The following is a 26581-nucleotide window of genomic DNA, read 5'->3' as shown; positions in this document are numbered from 1 at the left end:
AATTAATAAAAAATAAAAGCGACATCAAATTTAACAATTAGAATGATGAATAAAAATTTATAATTGTTATAAATTGATTAAAACCCATAGGATAATAAAAACAACCTTTTTTGTTGTTATAATTTTATAGAAATTGATGGGTATAAGAATTTCGGGTTTTAGTATTTTAGTAAAAAAAAGAATTGAATTCTACTACTGCTTTTGTTGTTTACAATGCTGCTGCTGGTGCTGGTAAAACCTATACTTTGGTAAAAGCATACTTGATTGCTCTTTTAAAAGGAGAGTATAGAGATAGTTACAAAAATATCCTGGCAATTACTTTTACAAATAAAGCTGTAGCTGAGATGAAATCCAGAATATTAGAGAACTTAGTTGCTATTAGTGCTCTTGATACTCGATCAAAATATCAAGGTTTGTTAAGTGAATTAAGTACAGAGACCAAAATTCCTGAGCTCGAACTTAAACAAAAAGCAAAACGAATTCTTAGAAGTATCCTTCATAATTATGCGGCATTCGATGTTGTTACTATTGATACATTTACACATAGAGTAATCAGGACATTTGCACATGATTTAGAGATTCCTATGAATTTTGAGATCGAAATGGATACAGATGCTTTAATTGAAGAAGCCGTAGATGCTGTAGTTGCCAAGATAGGACTAAACGAAGAACTGACCAGATTAATCGTTGATTTTGCAATTAGCAAGCTAGAGGATGATAAAAGTTGGGATATCACTATAGAATTGAATAAGATAGCCAGATTGTTATTTAGTGAAAATGACAGAGAACACCTTAATAAACTTTCTCATAAAACAATTACCGATTTTGAGGTTCTAAAAAAACAGCTGAATAAAAAGGTTGCCGAATGCAAGAAAGATATTATTTCTAAGTCGAATACAGTTTTACAATTCATTAAAACCCAAGGATTAGAATATGCAGATTTTACTCGAAGCTCGATTCCTAACCATTTTTTAAAACTTGCAGAAGGTGAGGTGAAAGCAGATTTTAAAGCAGCCTGGAAACAGAATATACAAGAAGCCTCTTTCTATAATGCGAAGTTAGACCCTCATAAAAAAGAACTAATCGATAGTATTAGATCTTCTGTAGAAGATGCTTTTCTAATAACAAAGCAATTATTAATACGAATTGGTTTTTTTCAAAATATTATCAAAAACCTTACACCTCTTTCGGTATTAAATGCAATTAATAAAGAATTAATTGGGATCAAAAAAGAGAGAAAGATTCTATTAATATCAGAATTTAATACGATTATAAGTAAAGCGATTAAGGATCAGCCAGCTCCGTTTATATATGAACGTTTAGGAGAACGTTATAGAGATTATTTTATTGATGAATTTCAGGATACTTCAGAATTACAGTGGAATAATTTGATCCCTCTTATTGATAATGCAGTTTCAACAGAAACATTAACAGGTAAAAGAGGACAGGTTACTATAGTCGGAGATGCAAAACAAGCAATTTATCGATGGAGAGGAGGGAAAGCAGAACAATTTATCAATTTATCGTCTGATGAAAACCCTTTTTCAATACAGGAAAAACAAGTTCTTAATCTTCCTAGGAATTATCGTAGTCACGAAGAAATTATTAAATTCAATAATAGTCTATTTACTTTTTTGTCGGGTGATTTTAAAAATGAAAAACATCGAGAATTATATATATTGGGAAATAAACAAGAAGTTAATTCCAAAAAAAATGGATACGTTAATCTATCATTTGTTGAAGCAAAAAATGTAGCTCAGGAGAATGATTTATATCCCGAGAAAGTGTATGAAACTGTACTCGAACTAAACAAAAAAGGATATCCTCTTAATGAAATATGTGTTATTGTAAGAAAACAAAAAGAAGGAGCTGTTATAGCAGATCTTCTTACCCAAAGAGGGCTGTCTATAATTTCTTCAGAAACATTATTAATTAATAATGCTCCTCAAGTTGTATTTATTGTTGACCTGCTTACCTGGTGCATACAACCTGATCATCTTCAGTCAAAAATCAACGTATTACATTTCTTAACCGAGAAGTTTTCAATACAAGAAAAGCATTTGTTTCTGGAAAAAATGATCAACAGTACTAAGAATACATTTTCTTCTGAACTTAAAACTCTAGGGCTTGATTTTGATCTTGCCAAAGTAGCTATAAAACCTCTTTATGATGCAGTAGAATATATTATAGCCAGTTTTTCTCTTGCCGATAAAACTACAGCGTATATACAGTTTTTCCTGGATGTTGTGTTTGCATTTACTCAAAAACATACAGAGGGTATTGTAGGTTTTTTAGCGTATTGGCATGTCAAAAAAGATAAATTAAGCATTGTTGCCCCAGAAACAGAGCAGGCAATTCAGATCATGACAATACATAAAGCAAAAGGACTGGAGTTTCCCTGTGTTATTTATCCATATGCTAATATTGATATCTATGAAGAAATAGAGCCCAAAACCTGGCTGGCAGTAGATAGTAAAAAATATGACAATTTTGAAGAAGTTTTTATCAACTATAATAAAGGGATATCTGAGTATGGTAAAGATGCAGAAGAAATTGTATTAAACAGGCAAGCTCAATTAGAGTTAGATGCGTTTAATCTATTATATGTAGTACTTACTCGTGCAAAAGAACAACTGTATATTGTTTCTAATTTGAAATTAAATTCTAAAGGAGAAAGTAACCCAAATACTTTTTCTGGGAAATTAATAGCATATCTAAAACATTTGGATCAATGGAATCCTGAAAAAACAGAGTATACTTTTGGCCATCCTGAAAAAACAGAGGTTTTAAATACAGATATAGAAGACAAGCCAAAGGTGATTAAACTTTCTCGATTCGAGGACTCCTCACGAAAATATAAGGTAAATATTGTAACCAATTCTGGTAAACTATGGGACACATCTCAACAGAATGCAATAGAAAAAGGAAATTTGATACATGATCTTATGGCTTCTATAGATACATATAAGGATGTGAAAAGAGTTGTTGAAGAAGCCCACAAAACAGGAGAGATTACTATTTCTGAAAAAGAAATACTTTATGATGAAATAAAAGGTATTGTAGACCATCCAGAGCTTTCTCAATATTTTTCTTTAGATAATGTGGTATATAACGAAAGAGATATAATTTCTAATGGAAGATTATTTCGACCAGATAGAGTAGTAGTCGACAAAAATAATCGAACCACCATAATAGATTATAAAACGGGGGTTCATAATACTTCTCACACTATACAAATACAGGGCTATGCATCACTTCTTGAAAAAATAGGACACACTATAAAAGGTAAAATTCTAATTTATTTTAATGATAATATCACCTTAAAACACGTATAAATAAACTATCATTTTTATAATTACTAAAAGAAATTTAAGGATAAAAGGTATTTTTATCTTATAATTGTAACGTAATTGCTGAGATAAATACTTTAATTTTTCTCTAATAAGGTTAAAATTATTGCTTTTTTTGGGGCTTGAAAACTGTAAGAAAAAACTACTACACTCTCCAAAGCTGCGATATATGCTGGCCTGTTAAGAAAAATTTATTAGATTTATCTTTGACAGTTATTTTTAACATATTACATTTGCTCTAATTAACACTTAAAAATTAAATTATTGAATATGAAACATCTTAGCAGATTTTTAGTGGCTTCGTTACTTGTACTTGGATTTAGTACGGCGAATGCACAAGATGAAAACAATCCTTGGGCGGTTTCTATAGGTATTAATGCCGTTGACATCTTTCCTACTGGGGGAGACCTTACTAGTCAGGGAGAAATTTTCGATGAATATTTTAATGCTAGTGACCACTGGAACATCCTTCCATCTGTTTCCAAATTATCTGTTGGTAGATATATAGGAGATGGTTTTAGTTTTACAGCGGCAGGATCGGTTAACAAAATAGAAAACTGGGGAGAAAATCCTGTTACAGGAGAAGATTTAAAAGTTGATGACCTATCTTATTATGCCATAGATGGTAGAATTAGCTACAGCTTTAGGAAAGCATTTGGTTCAGGTTGGATCGATCCTTACTTAGGTGTAGGTGGAGGTTATACTTGGCTTGATGAAAAAGGAGCTGGAACATTAAACGGTTCTCTTGGATTCAACTTTTGGTTAACTGAAAACTTAGCATTTAACCTTCAAACAACTTATAAGCATGTATTTGAAGATTATGAGACTGGTAGTTACCCACCAACTCATTTCCAACATTCTGCAGGACTTACTTTCGCATTTGGAGGTAAAGATACTGACGGTGACGGAATATATGACAAAGATGATGAGTGTCCAGATGTTCCTGGTTTAGAGGAATTCAACGGATGTCCTGATACTGATGGTGATGGAATCACTGATGCTAAAGATGAATGTCCTGATACTGCAGGTACTGCTGAATTTAATGGATGTCCTGATACTGACGGTGACGGAGTTCCAGATCCTAAAGATGAGTGTCCTACTGAAGCTGGATTACCTGCTCTTAATGGATGTCCTGATGCTGACGGTGATGGTATCGCTGACGGTAAAGATGGTTGTCCTAATGAAGCTGGACCAGCTGCTAATAATGGATGCCCTTACCAAGATAAAGACGGTGATGGTGTATTAGATAAAGATGATAACTGTCCTGACGTTGCTGGTACTGTTGCTAACAATGGTTGTCCAGAAGTAACTGAAGAAGTACAGAAGACTCTTAATAACTATGCAAAAACTATCTTGTTCGATTCTGGTAAATCTACCATTAAATCAGAGTCTAATCAAGCACTTGCTGATATCATATCGATATTAAAAGAGTACCCTAATGCTAAATTTACTGTAGAAGGACATACTGATAGTGTAGGAAGTGCTAAACTTAATCAAAGATTATCTGATTCTAGAGCAAATTCTGTTAAGAACTACTTGACAGAAAATGGTATCGACCAGTTCAGATTATCAGCTGTTGGTTATGGTGAAGACAGACCTATCTCTTCTAATAAGACTAGAAAAGGTAGAAAAGAAAACAGACGTGTAGAGATTAACTTAGTAAAATAAGAATAAAATCTCTCAATCATAATAATAAAAACGTCCCGAAATTTTCGGGACGTTTTTTGTTTTTAGAAAATTAAATAAAGATCTTGACTTAACACGATCGATTCTTCTTAAGAGGTTCAGGTTTGCCTTCAGATTTAATACCTTGCAATAAAATCATAAATACTTGAAAAGTTTCCTAAAAGAAGTTATCCTAGAAGTGCAAGGCACTACAGAAAAAATAAGTGATCTAATTTTTCTGGTGCCTAGTAAAAGAGCAGGGCTTTTTCTTAAAAAAGAACTTTTAGAGACATATCCCGATCAAACTCTTTTTGCGCCAATAATCCTTAGTATTGAAGAATTTATTGTTCGATTATCAGGATTGCAACAAATTGATAATGTTCAGACATTATTTGAGTTTTATGAAACCTATTTAAACACTCATACTCACTTAGAAAAGGAAGATTTCGAAACATTTAGTAATTGGGCCCAGACCCTAATCTATGATTTTAATGAAATCGACAGATACTGTATAGATCATAAGAGCTTTTTTGCTTATTTATCAGGGATACAAGACTTAAACCATTGGTATTTACAAAAAGAAAAGACCGAATTAGTTAAAAATTATATTAGGTTTTGGGAAAACCTGATGGATTACTATGACAATTTTAAAAATAAACTGCTTTCCAAAAAAATAGGATATCAAGGGTTGCTGTACAGAAAAGCATCAGAAGATATCCAGGCATATATTAATACCGAAAGTAAAACACATATCCTGGTAGGGTTTAATGCACTTAATAATGCAGAGCAGATCATTTTTCAATCACTTTTAGAAGCTAATATAGCTCGGGTGTATTGGGACGCAGATCAATTTTTTATGGAGAATACCTACCACGAAGCATCATTATTCTTACGAACATATAAAAATCAATGGGGATATTATAAAAAGAATCCATTTCAATGGGTACAAAACAATTTTTCTGAAGAAAAAGACATTACTCTGGTAGGAGTACCTAAAAATATAGGGCAAGCAAAATCTATTGGTCAGATACTTACTTCGATACCCAAGTCCGAGATCGAAAAAACAGCTTTGGTACTTGCAGACGAGACGCTATTGCAGCCCCTGCTTAATTCATTGCCTAATACAATCGAAGCCCTAAATATTACAATGGGACTACCTCTTAAAGAAGTTCCAATAGCTGCATTTTTTGAGCTGTTATTTAGCCTTCATAAAAACTCTAGCTCCAAAGGATTCTATTATAAATTAGTATTAGAGATTTTAAATAGCCTACCCGCGTATAGAATATTAGGATTTGAAGCAACACGATTAATCAATACCATTTCTAAAGAAAATATCGTTTACATAACATTAGATAAACTACAAGAAAAAGCTTCGGATGAGGAGAAACAAACTCTTGCATTACTATTTGATCCTTGGAAAGATGTTACTACAGCCTTAGAAAATTGTAAAAAAATAATACTATTACTCAAGAATAATCTTGATAAGAAAAACGATGAGTTAGAACTAGAATATGTATATCATTTCCATTTAGTTTTTAATAAAGTTTTTACACTACATGATAGCTATCAATACTTAGAAACGATTGGATCTTTATATACATTGTATAAAGATATTATGATGTCTGAGACATTAGATTTTTCTGGTGAGCCATTTAGCGGACTACAGCTTATGGGAATGTTAGAATCCCGATGTCTTGATTTTGAAACTGTTATTATCACTTCAGTTAATGAAGGAGTTTTACCTGCCGGGAAAAGCATGAATTCTTTCATTCCTTATGATCTCAAAAGAGCATACAGCCTTCCTACATATAAAGAAAAAGACGCTATATATACATATCACTTTTATAGATTGATCCAAAGAGCTAAAAAAGTATACCTGCTGTATAATACAGAAGACGAAGGAGTAGGTGGTGGAGAAAAGAGCAGATTTCTACTTCAGTTAGATATTGATAAAAGACCCAAGCATAAACTCACAAAATATGTAGTGTCGGCAGAAGTCCCTATGTTAACTAACCAACCATTGCAGATAAAGAAAAATGAAGCGGTTTTGCTAAAATTAAAAGAACTATGTGCATACGGGTTGTCCCCTTCTGCATTAACTGCTTATATAAGAAACCCGATGGACTTCTATTATAAATATGTTTTGGGTGTTACAGAAACCGAACAGGTAGAAGAAACTATCGCTGCAAATACTTTGGGGACAGTTATCCATAATACACTCGAAACTTTTTATAAACCATTAGAAAATAAGTTTCTAACTATCGAAGATATCGATAAGATGAGAAGCCAAATCGATATCGAACTTCGGGATCAGTTTAAACAAGAATATACAAAACTCAATATCACGCAAGGTAAAAATCTTTTGATTTTTGAAGTAGCCAAGCAATATGTGTATAATTTCTTGAAAGCCGAGGAGAAACTAATAAAGAGTGGTGCCCGATTAAAGATTCTGGCGATAGAAAGTAATCTAAAAACGAAATTAAAAATTCCTGAGTTGGATTTTCCTATTTATATTAAAGGAAAAGTAGATCGTATTGATGAGCTGGATGGGCAAGTAAGGATAATAGATTATAAGACAGGAAGAGTAGGTCGAAATGATGTTGTTATTATGGATTGGGATATAATTACCGATGAATATAAATACAGCAAAGTAATCCAGGTTTTGGCGTATGCATATATGCAACATAATGAAAATCCAATTTCAGAAGCTTTTCAAGCAGGCATAATTTCATTTAAGAATCTTCAGGAAGGGTTTCTTAAGTTTGGGACAAAAGAAAGCATAAGAGGGAAAGCAAATTACGAAATTACAAATGCAGTGTTTGACGATTATCTACTACAGTTAAAAAAACTGATCCTGAAAATTTTTAATATTGAAATCCCATTTATTGAAAAAGAAGTGTAGCTGCAATAGCTTGGATACTAAACTCTATACTTAGAATTATGATGATTAAAAACAAAAATATAATAGTAGCAGGAAAACATCAAAAACCAATTTTGACAGATGTTTTCTATACTAATAATGAGTTGCCAAAACCTATTATTATTTTTTGTCATGGGTATAAAGGTTTTAAAGATTGGGGAGCCTGGGATCTGGTGGCAGAAACTTTTGCCAATGCTGGATTTTTCTTTGTAAAATTTAATTTCTCGCATAACGGAGGCACTACAAAACAACCTATTGATTTTCCTGACCTCGAAGCTTTTGGTAATAATAATTATATCAAAGAATTGGATGATTTAGAAACCATTATAAATTGGGTAACCTCTTCAGGTTTTAAATTCAAAAATGAAATTAATACTGCAAACATTTCTTTGATAGGCCATTCTCGTGGTGGTGGAATTGTAACTATTAAAGCCGCAGAAGATAAGAGAATCACTACATTAATAACATGGGCAAGCGTTTCTGATTATAAAAATCGATTTCCAAAAGGAGAAGCCTTTACATATTGGCAGAAGAAAGGAGTAATGTATATCGAAAATGGAAGAACCAAACAGCAAATGCCACATTATTTTCAGTTTTACACATCTTTTATCGAGAATGAAGATAGATTAACCATCGCTAATGCAGCCAAAAAAATTGAAATACCACATTTAATTGTTCATGGTACAAGTGATCCGACAGTTGATGTGCAGGAAAGCAAAAATATACACGCCTGGAGCGTCAATAGCCAACTATTCATAGTAGAAGGAGCAGATCATATCTTTGGTGTAAAACATCCCTGGCAAAACAACAATTTATCAAAACACCTTGAGGAAATAGTGCAAAAAAGTATAGATTTTATAGGTCTTTAACACTTTCTTAGCCAAAAAATGTAATAAGCAATCATTTTTTTTCGTTTATTTGCTGTTATGAAGTTTAATAGGCAAATACTGGCTTCCGTATTTTTGGTACTCTTTGGTATCATTCAATTAGCAGATTTACATCTTGTAGGTCATGATGCTAATGATACAGATTGCACTCTTTGTAAATTTACTTCTGATCATCATAATGATAATTTTATATCTGTAGACACAGTTACTGTTCCTGAAGCAGTGCATATTCCTGCCGATATTGTTCGAGCAACTTATGTGAATCGATATTTTGATTCATCTGCTGCATACAATTTTCTAAACAAAGCACCCCCTGTAGCTTAGTTTTACCTAAACTTTATTACTGAAACTTAACTGTGGTATATCCATACCAATCAGTTTATCTATTATTTATTTTACAAATGAAAAGACACACTTGGTTACTTGTGTTTCTTCTCGGGATTAATCTCCTTTCAGCACAAGAATGTGATAAAACACTTTCTGGCAGAGTCATAGATTTTCATGACGGAGCACCCCTTGAAGGCGCTACAATAACATTTAATAATCGTACAATCGTGACAGACGCTTCTGGTAAATATTCTATTACAGGTTTATGTGCGACGGCATATGCTTTTACTGTTTCTCATGAAAAGTGTAATTCGCAGGTAGTAACTCTTGATGTAGGCAAAACGTCCTCAAAAGATTTCTCCTTAGAACATCACCTTAATGAATTAGAAGAAGTAAAAGTTTCGGGAGCCAATAATACTAAAACAACTTCTGCTCAAGAAGAAACGATAGGCTCTGATATCATAGAAAAATACGGCAGTGCCTCTTTGGGAGATGCCCTTAGAGAAATTACAGGTGTTTCGTCTTTAAATACCGGATCTACGATAGTAAAACCGATTATTCAGGGTCTTAGCGGAAGTCGTGTATTGATCATGAATAATGGCGTTCGGATGCAAGATATGGAATGGGGTGACGAACATGCACCTAATATAGATATTAACACAGCAGGAAATGTTACTGTTGTTAAAGGAGCTTCTGCACTACAGTATGGAGGAGACGCAATAGGTGGTGTTATCATTATGGAACCTCATAAAGTACCTGCAAAAGATACTTTATTTGGGAAAACCCGATTGTCAGGAGCTGTAAATGGTAGAGGAGGATCGGTTTCTTCAGAATTGATTAAAGGATATAAGAATGGATGGTTTTTTAAAGTACAAGGAACATTAAAACGCTTTGGAGATGTAGAAGCACCAGATTATGTTCTTTCGAATACGGGAGTATTCGAAAAAGGAGCTTCCTTATCTTTTGGAGTAAATAAATTTACTCACGGCTGGGATGCATATTATTCTTTTTTTGATAACGAAATTGGAGTACTGGCAACATCTCATATTGGCAATGTAGACGATCTTATAGATGCTATTAATGAGCAGCAACCTGCAATTGTTAGAGATTTTACCTATGAGATTGATAATCCTAAGCAAGAAGTTACTCACCATCTGGGACGTCTTCGGTATTTTAAACGTTTTGAAGAACTTGGAAAATGGAATACGCAATATGATTTTCAATATAATAAACGATTAGAGTTTGATATTCGTAGAACAGAAGAACTCACCAAATTACCTAGTATAGATCTTGAGCTAAAAACACATACGCTAACTTCAGATTTTAGTTTTGATTCGAATCCTGATTTTCTGTGGAATGTAGGAGTGTTATTTAGATATCAGAATAATTTTGCAGACCCAGGTACAGGAGTAAAAAGATTAATTCCCGACTATGATAAGTATGATACTGGAGTATTTGTTACAGGTGAATATGGTGCAACAAATGATATCATTATAGATGCAGGTATTCGATACGATTATAATCGTATGGATGCTAAGAAATTTTATTTAAAATCAAGATGGGAAGAAAGAGGATATGATGTAGAATTTTCTGATCTCATTATTGAGGATTTTAATACACAATGGCTTACTAATCCAGTTTTTGATTACCATAGTGTTTCTGGTACCGCAGGAATACAATATACTTTTAGAGAAGATTACGAATTCAGATTCAATTATGCATTAGCACAACGCGCTCCTAATCCTTCAGAGTTATTTAGTGATGGCCTACATCACTCGGCTGCGAGAATTGAGTTAGGAGATTTAAGGATGGATCAGGAAACATCTCATAAAATATCTCTAACCGCACAAAAGAATACAGAAAAATGGGGATGGGAAATTGCACCATATGCCAATTTTATAAATGATTATATTTTGCTAGAACCTGTAGATGTCGAGCTATCTATACGAGGAGCGTTTCCTGTTTGGGAATATCGACAAACCAATGTTAGATTATTGGGTGTAGATGCAAAACTTTATGCCAATTGGCATCAGAACTGGAGAACAGATCATAGTTTTTCTATGGTAAAAGGAAAAGAAAATAAAAAAGATGCTGCATTGATCAATATCCCTGCACCAACTTTTAATAACAGTATTACTTATAGTAACAAAAATTGGTTCGGACTTAATGTTTCTTTAGAAAGTCAATACTTTTTGAGACAAAATGAGTACCCGTCCAATATATCTGTGTTCTCTCCACAGCAAAATGAAGATGTATTATTAAAGGTCAATACTCCTCCAGATGCATATCATTTATTAAATGCAGACACTAGTATGGAGTTCCCTTTAGGAGAACGAAATAAACTAAAAGTTGGATTAACAATAAACAACATATTGAATACAAGCTATAGAAATTACTTAAATCGTCAGCGATATTTTGCAGATGATTTAGGTAGGAATTTTTTATTAAGATTATCAATTAACTATTAAATTAAATTTTAGAAATGATGAACACACGCAAACTTTTATCAACGCTTATCGTCGGAGGTATTTTATTCGCATCTTGCTCTAGCGATGATGATAATCCTGTACCGGTTAATGAAGAGGAATTAATAACCAAAATGACGGTATCTCTAGTTGGTGGTGGAGGAACTGTAACTTTAATTGTTACCGATGAAGATGGAGCAGATGGTCCGAAAGAACCAGTAATAACAGTTTCAGGCAGTTTAAGCGCCAATACAACATATACTGGATCTGTAGAATTGCTTAATGAATCTGAGAGTCCTGCCGAATCAATCAATGAAGAGATAGAGGCAGAAGCAGATGAACATCAGTTTTTCTACGAAACAAGTTCTGCACTAAACATTACCACAGCTTATACTGATAAAGAATCAGATTATAAAAAAGAAGATGGAACCTCTTTTACGACAACGAATCCTGTTGGACTAGCATTTACAGTAACAACAACAGGTGCAGGAACCGGAACCTTTACAGTAACATTGAGACACCAACCTAATAAAGCTGCAGAAGGAGTAGTCGGTGGTAATATTACTAATGCAGGAGGTGATACTGATATTACCCAAAGTTTTGATATTACAGTACAATAATTGAAACTCGATTAATTATGTAAGTTGAATTTGTGTAAAATTTCATAATTAGTTTCAATTCTAGCCCTCGGGAGTAGTTACCCGAGGGTTTTTAAACCGTGTTTATTTTAAAATAAGGTAGACTAATTTAAAATATTGGCATGAATTTTGCTATAATAAGGGTCTTCAGTGTTAGGGAAAAAATTTAAAAAACACTGGGAATACAACAATCAATATGCCATAATTGGTACATAAAATAGTTTAAAAATTAACTTTTAATTAGTTAGCATTATTGATTTTATCAATGCATTAAGATACTATTAAGTGTTAATTATCATCAAAAAAACGTTAAAATATTTAAAGGATAGGGCTTATCTTCGTATCATAAGCCTAGCCTAACAAAACAATATAATTGAAACTATCATAATTAGTATAAGTTGAGTTTGTGTTAAATACAATTAAGTTTCAATTTAGACCCCTGGGAGTAGTTAACCCGGGGGTCGCTTTTTTGGTCTTGTTTTGAATATAAAACCTTAAAAAACAGACTCCGATTTCTATTGTTTTTTATTTTTAAGAGTAGTATGCGTGCTTCCAAAGAAAATAATTAATAACATTTAGAATCTAGGTAATTTTGCAATACCATTGCATTACAATATTACTATCTTTGTAATGTGAAGATTTTAGCATTCATATTATCAATATATTTTCTGGCACTCGATTTTATGCCTTGTAATGATAGTATACCTATCACAGAGGATTCTCAAATTGAAGCTTTTGCAGATTCTTGTGAAAATCACGATCATAGCATAGAGAATGATTTATGCTCTCCTTTCTGTCAATGTCATTGTTGCCATGTTCATGTTATTGATTTTGGTATTGATACATATCAATTAATATCTCCAGAAATTTCTACAGAGTTATTTGCCCATTTTGATAGTGTCGGTAAAGAAATCTCTAATACACTATTCCAACCACCCCAAGTATAATTTAGTTTTATAGGATAACTATGTCTTGTTGCTATCTTTTTAAAGAAAGTAACAGCTATTTAACATCGAGAAATTCTGTTTAATCGAATTGAATCGAGATGTCTAACTGAATTAAAACTATTATATGCTTAATAAAATAATTAGGTATTCGATAACTCATAAATTGATTATTGGATTACTAACATTAGCACTGATTATTTTGGGAATATATTCATCAAAACAGCTGCCGGTGGATGCTGTTCCCGATATTACAAATAATCAAGTACAGGTGATTACCTCTTCTCCAACATTGGCATCACCAGAAATAGAGCGGCTAATCACTTTTCCTGTAGAAATTACAATGGCTACCATTCCCGAAATTGAAGAAATACGTTCGTTTTCACGTTTTGGGCTATCAGTAGTAACCATTGTTTTTGAAGAAAACGTAGACGTGTATTGGGCAAGACAACAAGTTAGTGAACGCCTTGTCGAAGCACAATCCCAAATTCCCGAAAATATAGGAAAACCGGGAATAGCTCCTTTAACTACAGGTCTGGGAGAAATTTACCAATATGTTATTACTACAAAACCAGGTTACGAAGACCAATATGATGCAACAGAATTAAGAACTATTCAGGATTGGATTATAAAACGTCAACTATTGGGTACACCAGGAGTAGCAGATGTAAGTAGTTTTGGAGGATATCTAAAGCAATATGAAATTGCAATACGTCCCGAACGATTAAATGCTATGAATATATCTATTTCTGAAATATTTAATGCATTAGAAAGTAATAATCAAAATACAGGAGGTGCCTATATAGAGAAGAATGATAAAGCCTTATTTATACGAAGTGAAGGATTGATAGGAACCATAGAGGATATAAAAAATATTCTTATCAAACAAACATCCGATGGGATACCGGTTTTAATTAGTGATGTAGCCAAGGTACAAACCGGAAAAGCTATTCGTTATGGCGCTACCACTCGCAATGGAGAGGGAGAAGTAGTAAGTGCTATTGTAATGATGCTTAAAGGAGCAAATTCTGCAGAAGTAATTAAAAATGTAAAAGACAAAATAGCATCTATTACCAAAACACTTCCAGAAGGAGTAATGATCGAACCTTTTTTAGATAGGACTAAATTAGTCAATAATGCAATTGGTACAGTGACCACTAATCTTATAGAAGGGGCATTGATTGTTATTTTTATCCTATTACTATTACTAGGGAATTGGCGTGCAGGACTTATTACAGCATCGGTAATACCATTGTCACTTTTGTTTGCCTTTAGTATGATGCACCTTTTTGATGTTTCTGCAAATTTAATGAGCCTTGGGGCAATTGATTTTGGTTTGATAGTAGATGGGGCTGTAATTATTGTAGAAGCTACTTTGTTTCATCTCGGAGCTTTAAAATTTAATAGGAAGTTGACACAGAAAGAGATGGATGAAGAAGTGTATAAATCAGCTAGTAAAATCAGAAATTCTGCTGCTTTCGGTGAAATTATTATTCTTATTGTGTATTTACCCATTTTAGCCCTGGTAGGAACAGAAGGAAAAATGTTTGGTCCAATGGCACAGACAGTTGGCTTTGCTATCCTGGGAGCTTTCATACTATCACTAACTTATGTTCCTATGATGTCTGCATTGGTGTTGAGTAAAAAAGGAACCTATAAAGAAAATATTTCTGATAAAATCATGAATTTTTTCTATAGACTATATGAACCTATAATTAAATGGTCGATGCATAGTAGAATATTTATTCTGGCAATTACATCAGGACTTTTTATAATAGCATATTTGGTGTTTAATAACCTTGGAGGAGAATTTATTCCAACACTTGAAGAAGGTGATTTTGCTGTAGAAACCAGAGTACTTACCGGAAGCTCTCTTTCTAATACAATAAAAGCTACAACCAAAGCAGAGAAAATAGTACTCGATAATTTTCCAGAAGTATTACAAGTGGTTTCAAAAATAGGTTCGGGAGAAATACCTACTGATCCTATGCCGGTAGAAGCTGCAGATATGATGATTATTCTTAAAGACAAATCAAAGTGGGTATCAGCTTCTAATCGTTCAGAATTGGCTAATAAAATGGCAGAAGCTTTAGAAGTGCTACCAGGAGTGGCTTTTGGTTTTCAACAACCGATACAGATGCGATTTAATGAACTAATGACGGGGGTGCGCCAGGATGTAGCCATAAAAATATATGGAGAAGATTTAACTCGACTTTCCTCCTATGCAAATCAGATTGGTAAAATTGCCGGAAAAGTTAAGGGAGCGGTCGATGTTTATGTAGAAGAGGTGACAGGAGTACCACAAATCGTAATCGATTATAATAGAGCCCAATTGGCGAAGTATGGCTTGGATATTAAAGCAGTTAATAATACAATTCAGGCAGCTTTTGCAGGAGCATCTACAGGATTGGTTTATGAAGGAGAGAAACGTTTTGATTTAGTAGTACGATTAGATAATAGTAACAGAACCAGTCTTACAGATGTGCAGAATCTTTATATTAATGGGCATAATGGAGAACAAATTCCATTGCAACAACTGGCAACTGTATCTATCAAAGATGGTCCTTATCAAATACAACGAGACAATACAAGACGACGTATTATCATTGCTTTCAATGTTAGGGATCGCGATGTCCAGAGTGTTGTAGAAGAAATTAGTACTAAAATTGATAATCAGGTAAATTTTGCATCAGGATACACCGTTGCTTATGGAGGTCAATTTGAAAACCTGATCAAAGCTAAGCAACGCCTGGCGATAGCAGTTCCTTTAGCATTACTGCTTATTTTTATTCTATTGTATTTTACTTTTGGTTCTTTAAAACAAGGAGTTTTAATATTTACAGCAATTCCCCTTTCTGCTATAGGAGGTGTCTTTGCTCTTTGGCTTCGGGATTTACCATTTAGTATTTCTGCTGGTGTTGGTTTTATAGCCTTATTTGGTGTAGCAGTATTAAACGGAATTGTACTTATTGCAGAATTTAATCGATTAAAAAAAGAAGGTATTACCGATATTTTTGAACGAATTTATAAAGGTACCAAAACTCGATTACGACCCGTAATTATGACTGCAACCGTTGCTTCATTAGGATTTTTACCAATGGCAATTTCTCAAACCTCGGGAGCAGAGGTACAACGACCTCTGGCAACAGTAGTTATAGGAGGATTGATTACCGCTACTTTTTTAACCCTGGTGGTATTACCTATTCTCTATTATTATTTTGAAAAAAGAGTACAAATGAAACCCAAAAAAACAGTGCTTTCACTAGTCGTATTTCTTGGAGTAGCAGGAAATATGACAAGCATAAATGCTCAGACTAGTGAAGCAAAAACCATATATCAAAGTTTAGAAGAAGTTATGGACGCAGCGTTAAGAAATAATCCAAATCTAAAAGTTGCTGCATTTCAAACCGAACAGAAACATGCCTTAAAAGGAGCTAGTTTTAACCTACCCAAAACTGATTTTGATCTGGCATATGGACAAACCAATAGCGATTTTGATAATGATACTCGGTTTAGTATCAGCCAGAAATTTGCCTTCCCTACACTTTACACGAACCAGAATAAATTGGCTAAAGCAACGATAAAATCTAGTGAATTAAATCAAGAAGTGGTTCAAAATGAGGTAGTAACGCAATTAAAAGCAACATATTATCAATTGTGGTTTCTAAAGAGTAAACAACAGTTACTTCAAAAACAAGATAGTATTTATCAGCGATTTGTATATGCTGCAAACCTGCGATTTAAAACAGGAGAAAGTAATGCATTAGAACAAGCAACAGCCAATGCAGAAGTTGCAGATTTGCAAATTAAAATACAGGAGAATAATGCAACCATACGAGGATATCAATTGCTTATGCAAAAATTGGTAAATTCTGAAAACAAGGTTGATATTGCTGTAGGGGATTTAAAAATAAAATCAAATTTGCTGCCAGTAGATCAAAATGCTACAGCTGTAGAGAAAAATCCTGTACTATCTTTTTACAAAAAACAAATAGCGATTGCCGATATTAAGAAATCGGTAGCCGTATCAAAAATGCTTCCCGATATCACATTAGGGTATTTTAATCAATCTTTTAATGGCCCGGGACAAACCGTAAATGGATCCGATGTGATTTTTGATTCTAGAAACAGATTTACCGGGGTAAAGTTAGGTTTAGCAATTCCGATTTGGGGCAAACCACATGCAGCAAAAATAAAAGCGGCAAAAATTCGTCAAAAAGAAAGTCAGGCACAGTTAGACGTGGTTCAAAATGAAGTTAATACCCAGTTAAAGATGCTTTTAGAACGACTAGGAAAAAACCAAAAGAACTTGTTGTATTATGAGAAAAATGCGCTTTCACAATCCGAATTGTTATTAAAACAATCTCAGCGAGGTTTTACAGAAGGAGCTATCGGATATATAGAATATGTACAAGGACTCAATCGGGCACTAGAAATTCAAACCAAATACTTAGAATTCATAAACGCTTACAATCAAACTCTTATCGAAATTGAAAGTATAAACGCAATTCAATAAAAATGAAAACAAACATATATAAATTAATAGCCATATTCATACTTCTGCTTACCTTAGGGTGTAATAATAAATCAGCTACAACTTCTGAGGAAAAACATGAAGAAGATAACGAAAACTTTATTGAGTTGACCGATGAACAAATGAAGCAAACTGAAATAGAAATAGGTAAAGCTCAGAAACGTAAAATAGGAAATGAGTTAAGTGTAAATGGGATGATCGATGTTCCGCCACAAAGTAATCTTTCTATTACGGTTCCTTATGGAGGATTTTTGAAATTTACCGATATGTTACCAGGTACACGATTAAGAAAAGGGCAACTTGTAGCAAGAGTAGAGAACCCTGATTTTATAGAATTTCAAAGAGATTACCTCGAAGCAGTTGCAAAAAATGAATACCTGAAAGCAGATTATGAACGTCAGGAAACACTAAATAAAGAAAATGTCTCTTCGACAAAAGTATTTCAAAAAGCAAAAAGTGATTACTTGATTAATAAAGCAAATATTCAGGCTTTAGAAAGTAAATTAAAAATGGTGGGTATCAATCCTTCTAATGTAACCAACGGAAGAGTATCTTCTATAGTAAATGTGTATTCTCCTATTAATGGAGTAGTGAGAGAAGTATATGTAAATACCGGAAAATATTTTGGATCAGAAGATGTATTAATGGATATCACTAATGCCGAAGATTTGCATGTCGAGCTCAAAGTGTATGAAGATGATATCCCATTAATAAAAAATGAGCAACGTATTCGTTTTCGATTAGCAAATGAACCTGATAAATGGATGGAAGCAGAGATTTTCTTAATAGGTAACAATGTTAGTGATGATAGATCTATAACTATTCATGGGCACTTAAAAGAGAAAAACCAGGAGTTGCTTCCGGGAATGTTTGTAAACGCAAAAATTGAAGTTGGTGCTCGCGAAGCATATGCGGTTCCAGAAGAAGCCATAGTTCGTTTTGATGGAAACCATTATGTTTTTGCAGCAGGAGAAAAAAGAAGCGAGGGAGAAGCCCTGGTTACAGATTTTGAAATGATACCGATCACTAAAGGAACCGAAGAAGAAGGATTCGTAGCAATTACATTAGAGGATAAAAATAAAGACATTAGTACCATTCGATTAGTAATAAAAGATGCTTTTACCATTTTGGGTAAGGCAAAAAACAGTGAAGAAGGAGGTCACGGTCACGGACATTAATAATGAATACTATTGAAAGTTTTTTAGAATCGAAGAAAGTACGACCAACAGCAATGCGATTATTGGTCTATAAATATATGACTCAAAGTAATGTAGCTAAAACACTTGGAGATATTGAAAATGCTTTTGCAAAAGCAGATAGAACAACGTTGTATAGAACCGTAAAGACATTTGAGGAAAAAGGGATTGTACACCAGGTAGATGATGGAACGGGCACGATAAAATATGCGCTTTGCGAAGCTGGTTGTAATTGTGATATTGGCAGAGACTTGCATTTACATTTTCATTGTAATAATTGTAGAGAAACGATATGTCTTACAGAACATAAAATTCCTCAAATCAATTTACCAGATGGATATATAGCAGAAGACATGAATTTGGTAGTAAAAGGTATATGTGAGCATTGTAGTGGTCAATAAATGCACTTCTATTGCATGACTACTATGCATATTTTTGTATAAAACATGTAATTGTATGAAGTTTAATATAACAATACCACCAAAGCTTAAAATCGAATATGATAAAGAATTGTCGCTTTATAAAACGGCATTATCTAATAACGATTTATCAAAGGCTTGGGATCATTTAGAGCGCAGCCATATTTTGGGACAATCATACCCTTGGGAACATTCTTACACGCATTATTTAATGCTTAAATATGGGATGCTTACCAGAGATATCAAAGAAATTTTTGGACAAGTTATTCGTTTGATTGTAGGAGGCTGGAAATCTTTTGTTAATAAGGTTCCTATTGGTAATACAGGAGGTGCTAATGTACCTCCTTTAAAAACAATGCATATACCTCATGATTTGAAAATAAAATTAGAATCATACCAAAAGTAATTATGGGACACGATCATTCACATGACCACGCAGGAAAGAATTTAAAAATTGTATTTTTTCTAAATTTGAGCTTTACAATTTTAGAAATTATAGGAGGTCTTTATGTAAATAGCATTGCTATTATTTCTGATGCTATTCATGATTTAGGAGATTCACTTTCTTTGGGTACTGCCTGGTACCTCGAAGGGAAATCTAAAAAAGAAGCCGATGCCAAATTCTCATTTGGTTATAGGCGTTTCTCTCTCTTGGGTGCCTTGATTAATAGTATTGTTTTGATTTTAGGATCCATTTATGTGATTTATGAAGCCATAGGCAGATTATTAGAACCCGAACGTTCTGATGCTGAGGGGATGATTGTTTTTGCACTTATAGGAATAGCTGTTAATGGTTATGCGGCATGGAAAGTAAGTAGCGGGAAATCGTTGAATGAGAAAGTGGTTTCCTGGCACTTAATGGAAGATGTATTGGGTTGGGTTGCTGTACTTTTTGCAGCGATTGCTATATATTTTACAGATGTACAATACCTCGACCCTGCCCTTTCTCTTTTAATAACACTGTATATTCTATATAATGTTATTAAGCGATTAAAAGAAACATTATTCGTATTCCTACAAGGGATCCCAAAAGATATTAATATAGAAGAAATAAAATCAAAAATACTACAAGTACCACATGTTGATTCTATACACCACTTACATGTTTGGTCACTAGAAGGAGAACATCATGTTTTTACGGCTCATGTTAAACTAAAAGACATCACAGAAACCGATCAGATTATTGATATAAAATCAGAAGTTAAAAAGGCCTTAATGATGTATCATTTTAGTCATTGTACTATTGAAACAGAATTGGATGGTGAGGTGTGTATGTTAACAGGGTAAAAAGAGGTTATTTATATTCTATTGTATTAAACTTTAATAGCAGATCACCAGTATTTTTTAAATCATGAACAAAATCACCTTTGGTATCATGATCATAATATGATACATCTCCTTTTTGATACTGTATTTCGACAATCCTACCATTTTCATAATGAGATATGGCAACCCCCTGGGTTAAACAAATCCAGGTATAGTTTTTTGTATGTTTATGAAAAGGTAATTGATCTCCAGGTTTTAATAGTATAGACCAAACTTTAATACTATCATCTTCAAATAATAGAGTATTTCCAATGCAATTACTTTTATTGCTGTTTTGTAGTTCTTGCATTTTAGTGTTATCCCAATTTTTAAAACTACCGGCAGGATTAATTTCTTTTGTGACCATAATTTTATACATCTAAAAATGGATAATCGGTATACCCTCTTGCATCCCCACCACCAAAAAGAGTATGGGGATCAGAAATATCATTCATTGTAGCATTTAATTGTACTCGTTTCGGATAATCAGGATTGGTTAGAAATTTTCTTCCGAACCCTACCAGATCAACTAAGTTTTTGTCCAATAGATCGTCAGCTTCTTTAGGAGTTTTATTTCCTGTAGCTATAATTGTATGTGTAAAATTAGCTCTCAATTTAATTCTGAAATCTTCTGGAATTGTGGGGGCATCATCCCAATCGGCTTCACATAAATGGATATAGGTTACTCCTATTTCGTTTAATGTTTTGGCAGCAATCATAATGGTTTCTAAAATTTCGGGGTCATTCATATCTTTAAAGCTTATAAAAGGGGATAGTCGTACTCCTGTTTTATCAACACCTATTTCATCTGCCACTGCTTGAGTAATTTCTTTAAGAATACGAATTCTGTTTTCTTTGGTTCCGCCATATTCATCTGTTCTATGATTACTATTACTTCGTAAAAACTGATCAATAAGATATCCATTTGCGCCATGAATTTCGACTCCATCAAAGCCGGCTTCGATAGCATTTTTTGCCCCTATTCTAAATTCTTCGATAACCTGGGCAATATCACCTTTGGTCATCTCCCGAGGCTTTTCGACAGGAACAAATGTAGCATCACCATTAGGAGCGCCATCAAAAATATATACCTGTGTGTCTTTTGCTATTTCAGCAGAGGGAGCAATAGGTTGTAATCCATTTATTTTTGAAGAGCTTACACGTCCCACATGCCATAGCTGTAAAAAGATTTTGCTTCCATTTTTATGCACTGTGTCTGTGATGAGTTTCCAGCCTTCGATTTGTTTCTGAGAATAGATTCCGGGAGTTTTTGCATAACCCATTCCTTGTACAGAAATTTGAGTAGCTTCGGTAATAATAATTCCGGCAGAAGCTCTTTGTTGGTAATATTTTGCCATTAAAGCATTAGGTACGTTTCCAGGTTCTTCTGCCCTGGAGCGTGTCATGGGCGCCATTAAAAAACGATTTTTTAATGAAAGCTCATTCATTTTGTATTTTGTATATAGTGTGGTTTTCATGATTTATTTTTGTAAGAGATTATCAATTGAAAAATGATTGTTTTGCGATGTACTAATCAAAAGGTAAAAGAACAGTACGTAGATCATTTGAAACCCAACCCATTCCCATTGTTCGACTAAACAAGAGCCAAAAATTAGAATAATCATTAGTATTCCCCCAGAGAGGCAGGTACGATAAGTAAACAACCCAAAAACAAGGAAGACACCAATAGTAAGTTCTGCAAAGGGCAATATTTTTGCAAAAGAAGAAATGAATATTTCGGGTAGTACTATTTCTTTATAAAGGTTTATCATCCAGTTGCTAAAGGCTTCTATTTTCGGAATTCGTACTAATCCATGTGCTAATAGGTTGGCGCCCATTGCTAATCGTAATAGAAAATAGGCATGATTTTTTGAAGCTGTATTTTTCATTTGTTATACATTAATTCAGAATTATCTCTGGGTGTTTTTGGATCGTCTTTTACCATTTTTGCAATATCATCTTTACGCATAAATACAACACCTTTATGTTTCTTTGTATACTGTATGAATAGGTCTATCGCGCGAACAATTGATGGTGCTCCACCGATTCTATCGTGTAAACTCACAGACATCATTCTTCTTTTACTTCCTGCTTCATCATATAATTGATCAAACTCCATTTTTAATTGATTTAAAAACTGATCAGGAGACCAATTTTTGCCTTCAATATTTACAATATCATTATTACGAAGCGTATACGGCATGACTACAAAATCTTTTCCCCTAACCTCTGTGATAAATGGTTCGTCATGACTTAAGTCATCTATATGATATAAGAAATCAAGTTCTTGTAACACCTTTAGTGTGTTGGGGCTACGTCGTAACCAATTGGCATTATAGCCCCTACCACGTTGCCCGGTAATGGTTTCAACTGTGTCAATACCGGTTTTTATAAATGCTAATTCCTGTTCATAAGTCATATCCCATTGATCGTTCCAGGCGATACCATGTGCAGCAATTTCATGACCATGATTTGCTATAGCTTTGGCAACTTCGGGATACTTGATAGCAGCAGCTCCAACGATATGAGAACTAACTTTGATATTGTGTTTATCCCACAAATCCAGCATTCTGTAAATACCTTCTTTGGCACCATAACGAAACCAACTTTCTGCAGGAAGATCAGGATATCCTTTGGGTAATGGTTTTGCAGCAAAAGGACTTTCTGCACCTTCAGGCTGTCCGCCAGTTTCAAATTGCATTGAGAATGAGATGACCAGTCGCGCATCATTTGGCCAGAAACGATCTGTTATGCTATCGGTTTCTATTGTGGCGGTCTTTATAAGTTTTTTTTCTGAAGTATGACTAGAAAATAGAACTATACATACGGTTGTAGATAGTATTAAAAAAAATACTTTTATTAGTCTCATTGGGTTTACCATTTGATTTATAATGCAAATTTAGTTGAAGGAAGAAGCCTGTTTTTGGTATATATTCATTGTATATTTGTATAAATCTATGTTAGTATACTTGTGTCAAAACGTTTTTTTAGTGCAAAGTCTTTAAATGTATTTGAGCTGTCGCTTGATAAGTGGGAGTATCCAAAGCATTCTCATAATTTTTTCGAATTAATTTTTATTCTCAAGGGGAATGGGCAACACATTTTAAATGAGAGTATTTTTGAATATACAGAAGGAGACATCTTCTTATTGACCCCAAAGGACGAACACGAATTTATCATTAGAGATCATACAGACTTTGGCTTTATTAAATTCACAGAGCAGCTTTTTATAGAAAAAACAGAACTTGTTTCTGATTTAAAATGGCGAAAGAATTTAGATGCTGTTGTATTACATGCCAATAGTATTCCCGAAAATATTATTTCTAATACTACAGACAGATCGCATGTGTTCGAATTGTTTCGAATTATTAAAAAAGAATACAAAACCCCTTCACTTTACAGCCGCTCAATTTTATTAGAATTATTAGGTGCATTATTAATTATAATATCAAGAAATCTTAATAAAAATGCTGCTATACATACTATTTCTGAAGAAGAAAAGGTGAGTGATATACTTACATATATACGGCAGAATGTTTTGGATAAAGATATTATTAGAATCAAAAAAATTGCTGCAACATTTAATATGTCTCCTAGTTATGTAAGTGTATTTATTAAAAAACATGCAGGTATTTCGATACAGCAATATGTGATTCAGACAAAAATCAAAATGGCAGAGCGATTATTGAAACAAACAAATTTGAATATTTCTGAAATAGCTCAAAAAACAGGTTTTACAGACTCCAGTCATTTTAATAAATTATTTAAAAAATATACAGGTAAGAACCCAAGTGAATTTTAATCAACCAAAATAATTTTATAAATTAATACTTTTTGGAGTCATTATTGTAACAATGCTTTATCTACAAATTTCTATACATTTAGATAATGGAAATAAATTATAATATTGTATCCTTTATAGATACTCTTGGGTTAATACAAGGTGTTATTCTTGGTCTGTTACTCATTATCATAAATAGAAAAAAGGATAAATCTACTTTATTTTTGGGCTTGTTTATAATTGTATATGCATTAAACTTGCTTCCCGTCATTTTAGAAGATTTAAATATTATAACGTATTACCCTCAATATGACTTATTGCCTTTTGATTTTACCTGGTTGATGTTTCCTTTATTTTATATCTACGTTCAGCAGGTTTCAATACTTTCTAAAAACAAACTTAGTTACTGGACACTAATTCCAGGAGTATTAGAATTCATTATCGCAATAGTTGTATTTTTTCAGGATAATGATTCGAAAATGGAAATAGAAGAATCTCTTTGGTATGATTTGATACTTTTGGGAGGAATTCTTTTTTCTTTCTTTATCGGTTTTAAAACCTTAAATTTTATTAAAAAACATACTAAGGAGTTAAAAGATCAATATACTTCTACAGAATATAGAGAACTACGGTGGGCAAGAATTTTTATCGGCTTTGGACTTATTCTTACTTTTGTTGTACTATTCTCTGATTTTTTTGACACAGGATTTTACTTTCTCATAACAATATCTACCATTAATGTTATGCTATTATATTGGATATCGGTACGAGGTATTCTTCAACAAAACGTAACAACTTTAATTCCTATATCAGATGATGTAATGGTTGTGGATAAAAGTGATAAAAACAATAATTCTTTAATAAATAATGAAGGTACAATACAATTACTACAAGAAATAAAGAAATATATTCAGGATGAAAAGGTATATACTGTACCTGATTTAACTATCATTGATATTGCAGAAAAGATAGGAGCACATCCCAAACGTATTTCTGGTGTCATAAATTCTCAACTTAATCAAAATTTCAACTCCTATATCAATAGTTTTAGGGTTGAAAAAGCAAAAGAACTTCTAAGAAGTGATATTGCAAATAGTTTAAGCGTCGAAGGTATTGGTAATGAAGTTGGTTTTCAAAGTAAAAGTACATTTTATGATGCTTTTAGAAAATATACAGGCACCACACCTTCTCGTTTTAAAAACGGCAAATAGCCTTCTTTTTTTAAGTTCGGATTCCTGAAACAGGAATAAAACCTTTGATTTTACTACTATTTCCGTTCGGATTTCTGAAATCCGAACCGCTACTCTATTACTTTTCTTGGCTGTCTTTTTGCTTTTAACAAATCTTTGTGCAACGTTAAAAATTAAACTATTCAAAAATGAAACGTGTAGTTATAATATTACTGGTTTTTTTAGTTGTGATCTGGTCTAGTTTTATTGTTTGGGAATTACAGATAACTAAATGGGAAAAAACCATAACCGGTCCGGTAATACGAGTTGATTTGGTTCTTATACTCCCCATCCTGATTGGAGTAACCATTTATGTGATTGATCAAATTATTACAATATCAAAAAAGAAATAAAGGATTTTTTTAAACCTTAAAAAATAGGGTGTTCTAGAAGTTTACTGTTGTGTAAGAAGTAAGAACACTGAAATTAATAATTAATAATAAAAAGTAAGAAAAATGAAAAAAGTAATTCTATTAAGCGCATTTATTATCGCATCAATGGTAACAAGTAGTGCACAAACTTCGACTCCAAAATATGAAGTAAAAGTTATTACTAGTGTAGAATCTATAGTTCCAAGTGGTTTAGGGCGTTCAAGACTTATTTCAGCAAATGCAGAAAGAGATTATAAAGAGTTCACTTCTACACAAACAGAAGATGATAATACACGTAATAAATCAAAAAGAAAAGCGATTCGTGTTAAGGATTTTGAGGAGACTAAACTTTTAAACTTTTACAACCTGGTAGGGATTCGTTTTCAAAATATTGCTGCAAATGATGCGGTGATTTCATCAAAGATAACCACAATGTTGGCAGAAGGTTGGGATCTTGTTTTTGTAACCAGTGCAGTAGAAAGTGATGCTGGTGAAGGAGATAGTAATGGGATATTTATTACACGTTACATTTTTAAACGAGCAATATAAT

General features: G+C 33.2%; 21 protein-coding genes. 17 read left to right on the top strand and 4 right to left on the bottom strand.

Annotated features, from left to right (window positions below; translation table 11 throughout):
* The first annotated feature begins 182 nt into the window (after positions 1-182).
* The 13 genes from NNH57_RS16495 (at position 183) to NNH57_RS16435 (ending at position 20632) form a co-directional block, all read left to right on the top strand.
* On the top strand, positions 183-3335 hold the full coding sequence (locus NNH57_RS16495) for a UvrD-helicase domain-containing protein (protein WP_074409787.1): 3153 nt from the start codon (positions 183-185) through the stop codon (positions 3333-3335).
* A gap of 285 nt (positions 3336-3620) precedes the next feature.
* Positions 3621-5018, top strand: coding sequence for an OmpA family protein (locus NNH57_RS16490; RefSeq protein ID WP_074409786.1), 1398 nt, complete (start codon positions 3621-3623; stop codon positions 5016-5018).
* Between the two features lie 163 nt (positions 5019-5181).
* Entirely contained in the window at positions 5182-7917 is a 2736-nt protein-coding gene (locus tag NNH57_RS16485) for a PD-(D/E)XK nuclease family protein (protein WP_108808271.1), read from the top strand.
* Positions 7918-7955: 38 nt separating this feature from the next.
* A complete protein-coding gene (locus NNH57_RS16480; RefSeq protein ID WP_328515245.1) occupies positions 7956-8804 on the top strand; it encodes an alpha/beta hydrolase family protein in 849 nt (282 codons plus the stop codon).
* 57 nt (positions 8805-8861) lie between these two features.
* On the top strand, positions 8862-9146 hold the full coding sequence (locus NNH57_RS16475) for a hypothetical protein (RefSeq protein WP_074409784.1): 285 nt from the start codon (positions 8862-8864) through the stop codon (positions 9144-9146).
* Positions 9147-9223: 77 nt separating this feature from the next.
* A complete protein-coding gene (locus NNH57_RS16470) occupies positions 9224-11617 on the top strand; it encodes a TonB-dependent receptor (RefSeq protein WP_108808272.1) in 2394 nt (797 codons plus the stop codon).
* Between the two features lie 14 nt (positions 11618-11631).
* On the top strand, positions 11632-12234 hold the full coding sequence (locus NNH57_RS16465) for a type 1 periplasmic binding fold superfamily protein (protein WP_328515369.1): 603 nt from the start codon (positions 11632-11634) through the stop codon (positions 12232-12234).
* A gap of 650 nt (positions 12235-12884) precedes the next feature.
* Positions 12885-13199, top strand: coding sequence for a DUF6660 family protein (locus NNH57_RS16460; RefSeq protein WP_108808274.1), 315 nt, complete (start codon positions 12885-12887; stop codon positions 13197-13199).
* A 124-nt stretch (positions 13200-13323) separates the two neighbouring features.
* On the top strand, positions 13324-17712 hold the full coding sequence (locus NNH57_RS16455) for a CusA/CzcA family heavy metal efflux RND transporter (protein ID WP_108808275.1): 4389 nt from the start codon (positions 13324-13326) through the stop codon (positions 17710-17712).
* Between the two features lie 2 nt (positions 17713-17714).
* A complete protein-coding gene (locus tag NNH57_RS16450) occupies positions 17715-18908 on the top strand; it encodes an efflux RND transporter periplasmic adaptor subunit (protein ID WP_074409779.1) in 1194 nt (397 codons plus the stop codon).
* A 2-nt stretch (positions 18909-18910) separates the two neighbouring features.
* Complete coding sequence (locus NNH57_RS16445; RefSeq protein WP_074409778.1) at positions 18911-19327, top strand: Fur family transcriptional regulator; 417 nt, start codon at positions 18911-18913, stop codon at positions 19325-19327.
* 55 nt (positions 19328-19382) lie between these two features.
* On the top strand, positions 19383-19751 hold the full coding sequence (locus NNH57_RS16440) for a DUF3703 domain-containing protein (RefSeq protein ID WP_074409777.1): 369 nt from the start codon (positions 19383-19385) through the stop codon (positions 19749-19751).
* Between the two features lie 2 nt (positions 19752-19753).
* Positions 19754-20632: a cation diffusion facilitator family transporter gene (locus tag NNH57_RS16435; protein WP_074409776.1), complete on the top strand. Its 879-nt coding sequence runs from the start codon at positions 19754-19756 to the stop codon at positions 20630-20632.
* Between the two features lie 7 nt (positions 20633-20639).
* Here NNH57_RS16435 and NNH57_RS16430 read toward each other — a convergent pair whose 3' ends face one another.
* From NNH57_RS16430 to NNH57_RS16415, 4 genes are read right to left on the bottom strand one after another with little or no spacing between them, the layout of a single operon-like run.
* Positions 20640-21017, bottom strand: coding sequence for a cupin domain-containing protein (locus NNH57_RS16430; protein ID WP_159099255.1), 378 nt, complete (start codon positions 21015-21017; stop codon positions 20640-20642).
* A gap of 4 nt (positions 21018-21021) precedes the next feature.
* On the bottom strand, positions 21022-22128 hold the full coding sequence (locus tag NNH57_RS16425; protein WP_074409774.1) for an alkene reductase: 1107 nt from the start codon (positions 22126-22128) through the stop codon (positions 21022-21024).
* A 3-nt stretch (positions 22129-22131) separates the two neighbouring features.
* Positions 22132-22539 carry a DoxX family membrane protein gene (locus tag NNH57_RS16420; RefSeq protein ID WP_074409773.1) on the bottom strand — a complete coding sequence of 136 codons (408 nt, stop codon included), beginning with the start codon at positions 22537-22539 and terminating at the stop codon, positions 22132-22134.
* Positions 22536-23519 carry a polysaccharide deacetylase family protein gene (locus NNH57_RS16415; RefSeq protein WP_108808299.1) on the bottom strand — a complete coding sequence of 328 codons (984 nt, stop codon included), beginning with the start codon at positions 23517-23519 and terminating at the stop codon, positions 22536-22538. Before NNH57_RS16415 ends, NNH57_RS16420 begins: the two co-directional genes overlap by 4 nt.
* 102 nt (positions 23520-23621) lie before the next feature.
* Here NNH57_RS16415 and NNH57_RS16410 point away from each other — a divergent pair, with 102 nt between their 5' ends.
* The 4 genes from NNH57_RS16410 (at position 23622) to NNH57_RS16395 (ending at position 26580) form a co-directional block, all read left to right on the top strand.
* On the top strand, positions 23622-24452 hold the full coding sequence (locus tag NNH57_RS16410) for a helix-turn-helix transcriptional regulator (RefSeq protein WP_074409772.1): 831 nt from the start codon (positions 23622-23624) through the stop codon (positions 24450-24452).
* An 86-nt stretch (positions 24453-24538) separates the two neighbouring features.
* Positions 24539-25642, top strand: a complete 1104-nt coding sequence (locus tag NNH57_RS16405) for a helix-turn-helix domain-containing protein (protein WP_074409771.1) — start codon at positions 24539-24541, stop codon at positions 25640-25642.
* Positions 25643-25809: 167 nt separating this feature from the next.
* Entirely contained in the window at positions 25810-26013 is a 204-nt protein-coding gene (locus NNH57_RS16400) for a hypothetical protein (RefSeq protein WP_074409770.1), read from the top strand.
* A 102-nt stretch (positions 26014-26115) separates the two neighbouring features.
* Entirely contained in the window at positions 26116-26580 is a 465-nt protein-coding gene (locus NNH57_RS16395; RefSeq protein ID WP_074409769.1) for a hypothetical protein, read from the top strand.
* Position 26581: the final 1 nt, after the last annotated feature.

The organism is Aquimarina spinulae (genome assembly GCF_943373825.1).
Taxonomy (GTDB): Bacteria; Bacteroidota; Bacteroidia; order Flavobacteriales; family Flavobacteriaceae; genus Aquimarina; species Aquimarina spinulae.
This window is presented reverse-complemented; position numbering and strand designations above follow the sequence as displayed.

Bases quoted from the DNA above. Each gene is read 5' to 3' on its own strand.
- NNH57_RS16470 (WP_108808272.1), top strand. From the start codon at position 9,224: ATGAAAAGACACACTTGGTTACTTGTGTTTCTTCTCGGGATTAATCTC.
- NNH57_RS16430 (WP_159099255.1), bottom strand. From the start codon at position 21,017: ATGGTCACAAAAGAAATTAATCCTGCCGGTAGTTTTAAAAATTGGGAT.
- NNH57_RS16420 (WP_074409773.1), bottom strand. From the start codon at position 22,539: ATGAAAAATACAGCTTCAAAAAATCATGCCTATTTTCTATTACGATTA.
- NNH57_RS16435 (WP_074409776.1), top strand. From the start codon at position 19,754: ATGGGACACGATCATTCACATGACCACGCAGGAAAGAATTTAAAAATT.
- NNH57_RS16395 (WP_074409769.1), top strand. From the start codon at position 26,116: ATGAAAAAAGTAATTCTATTAAGCGCATTTATTATCGCATCAATGGTA.
- NNH57_RS16475 (WP_074409784.1), top strand. From the start codon at position 8,862: ATGAAGTTTAATAGGCAAATACTGGCTTCCGTATTTTTGGTACTCTTT.
- NNH57_RS16445 (WP_074409778.1), top strand. From the start codon at position 18,911: ATGAATACTATTGAAAGTTTTTTAGAATCGAAGAAAGTACGACCAACA.
- NNH57_RS16465 (WP_328515369.1), top strand. From the start codon at position 11,632: ATGATGAACACACGCAAACTTTTATCAACGCTTATCGTCGGAGGTATT.
- NNH57_RS16450 (WP_074409779.1), top strand. From the start codon at position 17,715: ATGAAAACAAACATATATAAATTAATAGCCATATTCATACTTCTGCTT.
- NNH57_RS16455 (WP_108808275.1), top strand. From the start codon at position 13,324: ATGCTTAATAAAATAATTAGGTATTCGATAACTCATAAATTGATTATT.
- NNH57_RS16400 (WP_074409770.1), top strand. From the start codon at position 25,810: ATGAAACGTGTAGTTATAATATTACTGGTTTTTTTAGTTGTGATCTGG.
- NNH57_RS16425 (WP_074409774.1), bottom strand. From the start codon at position 22,128: ATGAAAACCACACTATATACAAAATACAAAATGAATGAGCTTTCATTA.
- NNH57_RS16415 (WP_108808299.1), bottom strand. From the start codon at position 23,519: ATGAGACTAATAAAAGTATTTTTTTTAATACTATCTACAACCGTATGT.
- NNH57_RS16480 (WP_328515245.1), top strand. From the start codon at position 7,956: ATGATGATTAAAAACAAAAATATAATAGTAGCAGGAAAACATCAAAAA.
- NNH57_RS16440 (WP_074409777.1), top strand. From the start codon at position 19,383: ATGAAGTTTAATATAACAATACCACCAAAGCTTAAAATCGAATATGAT.
- NNH57_RS16490 (WP_074409786.1), top strand. From the start codon at position 3,621: ATGAAACATCTTAGCAGATTTTTAGTGGCTTCGTTACTTGTACTTGGA.
- NNH57_RS16405 (WP_074409771.1), top strand. From the start codon at position 24,539: ATGGAAATAAATTATAATATTGTATCCTTTATAGATACTCTTGGGTTA.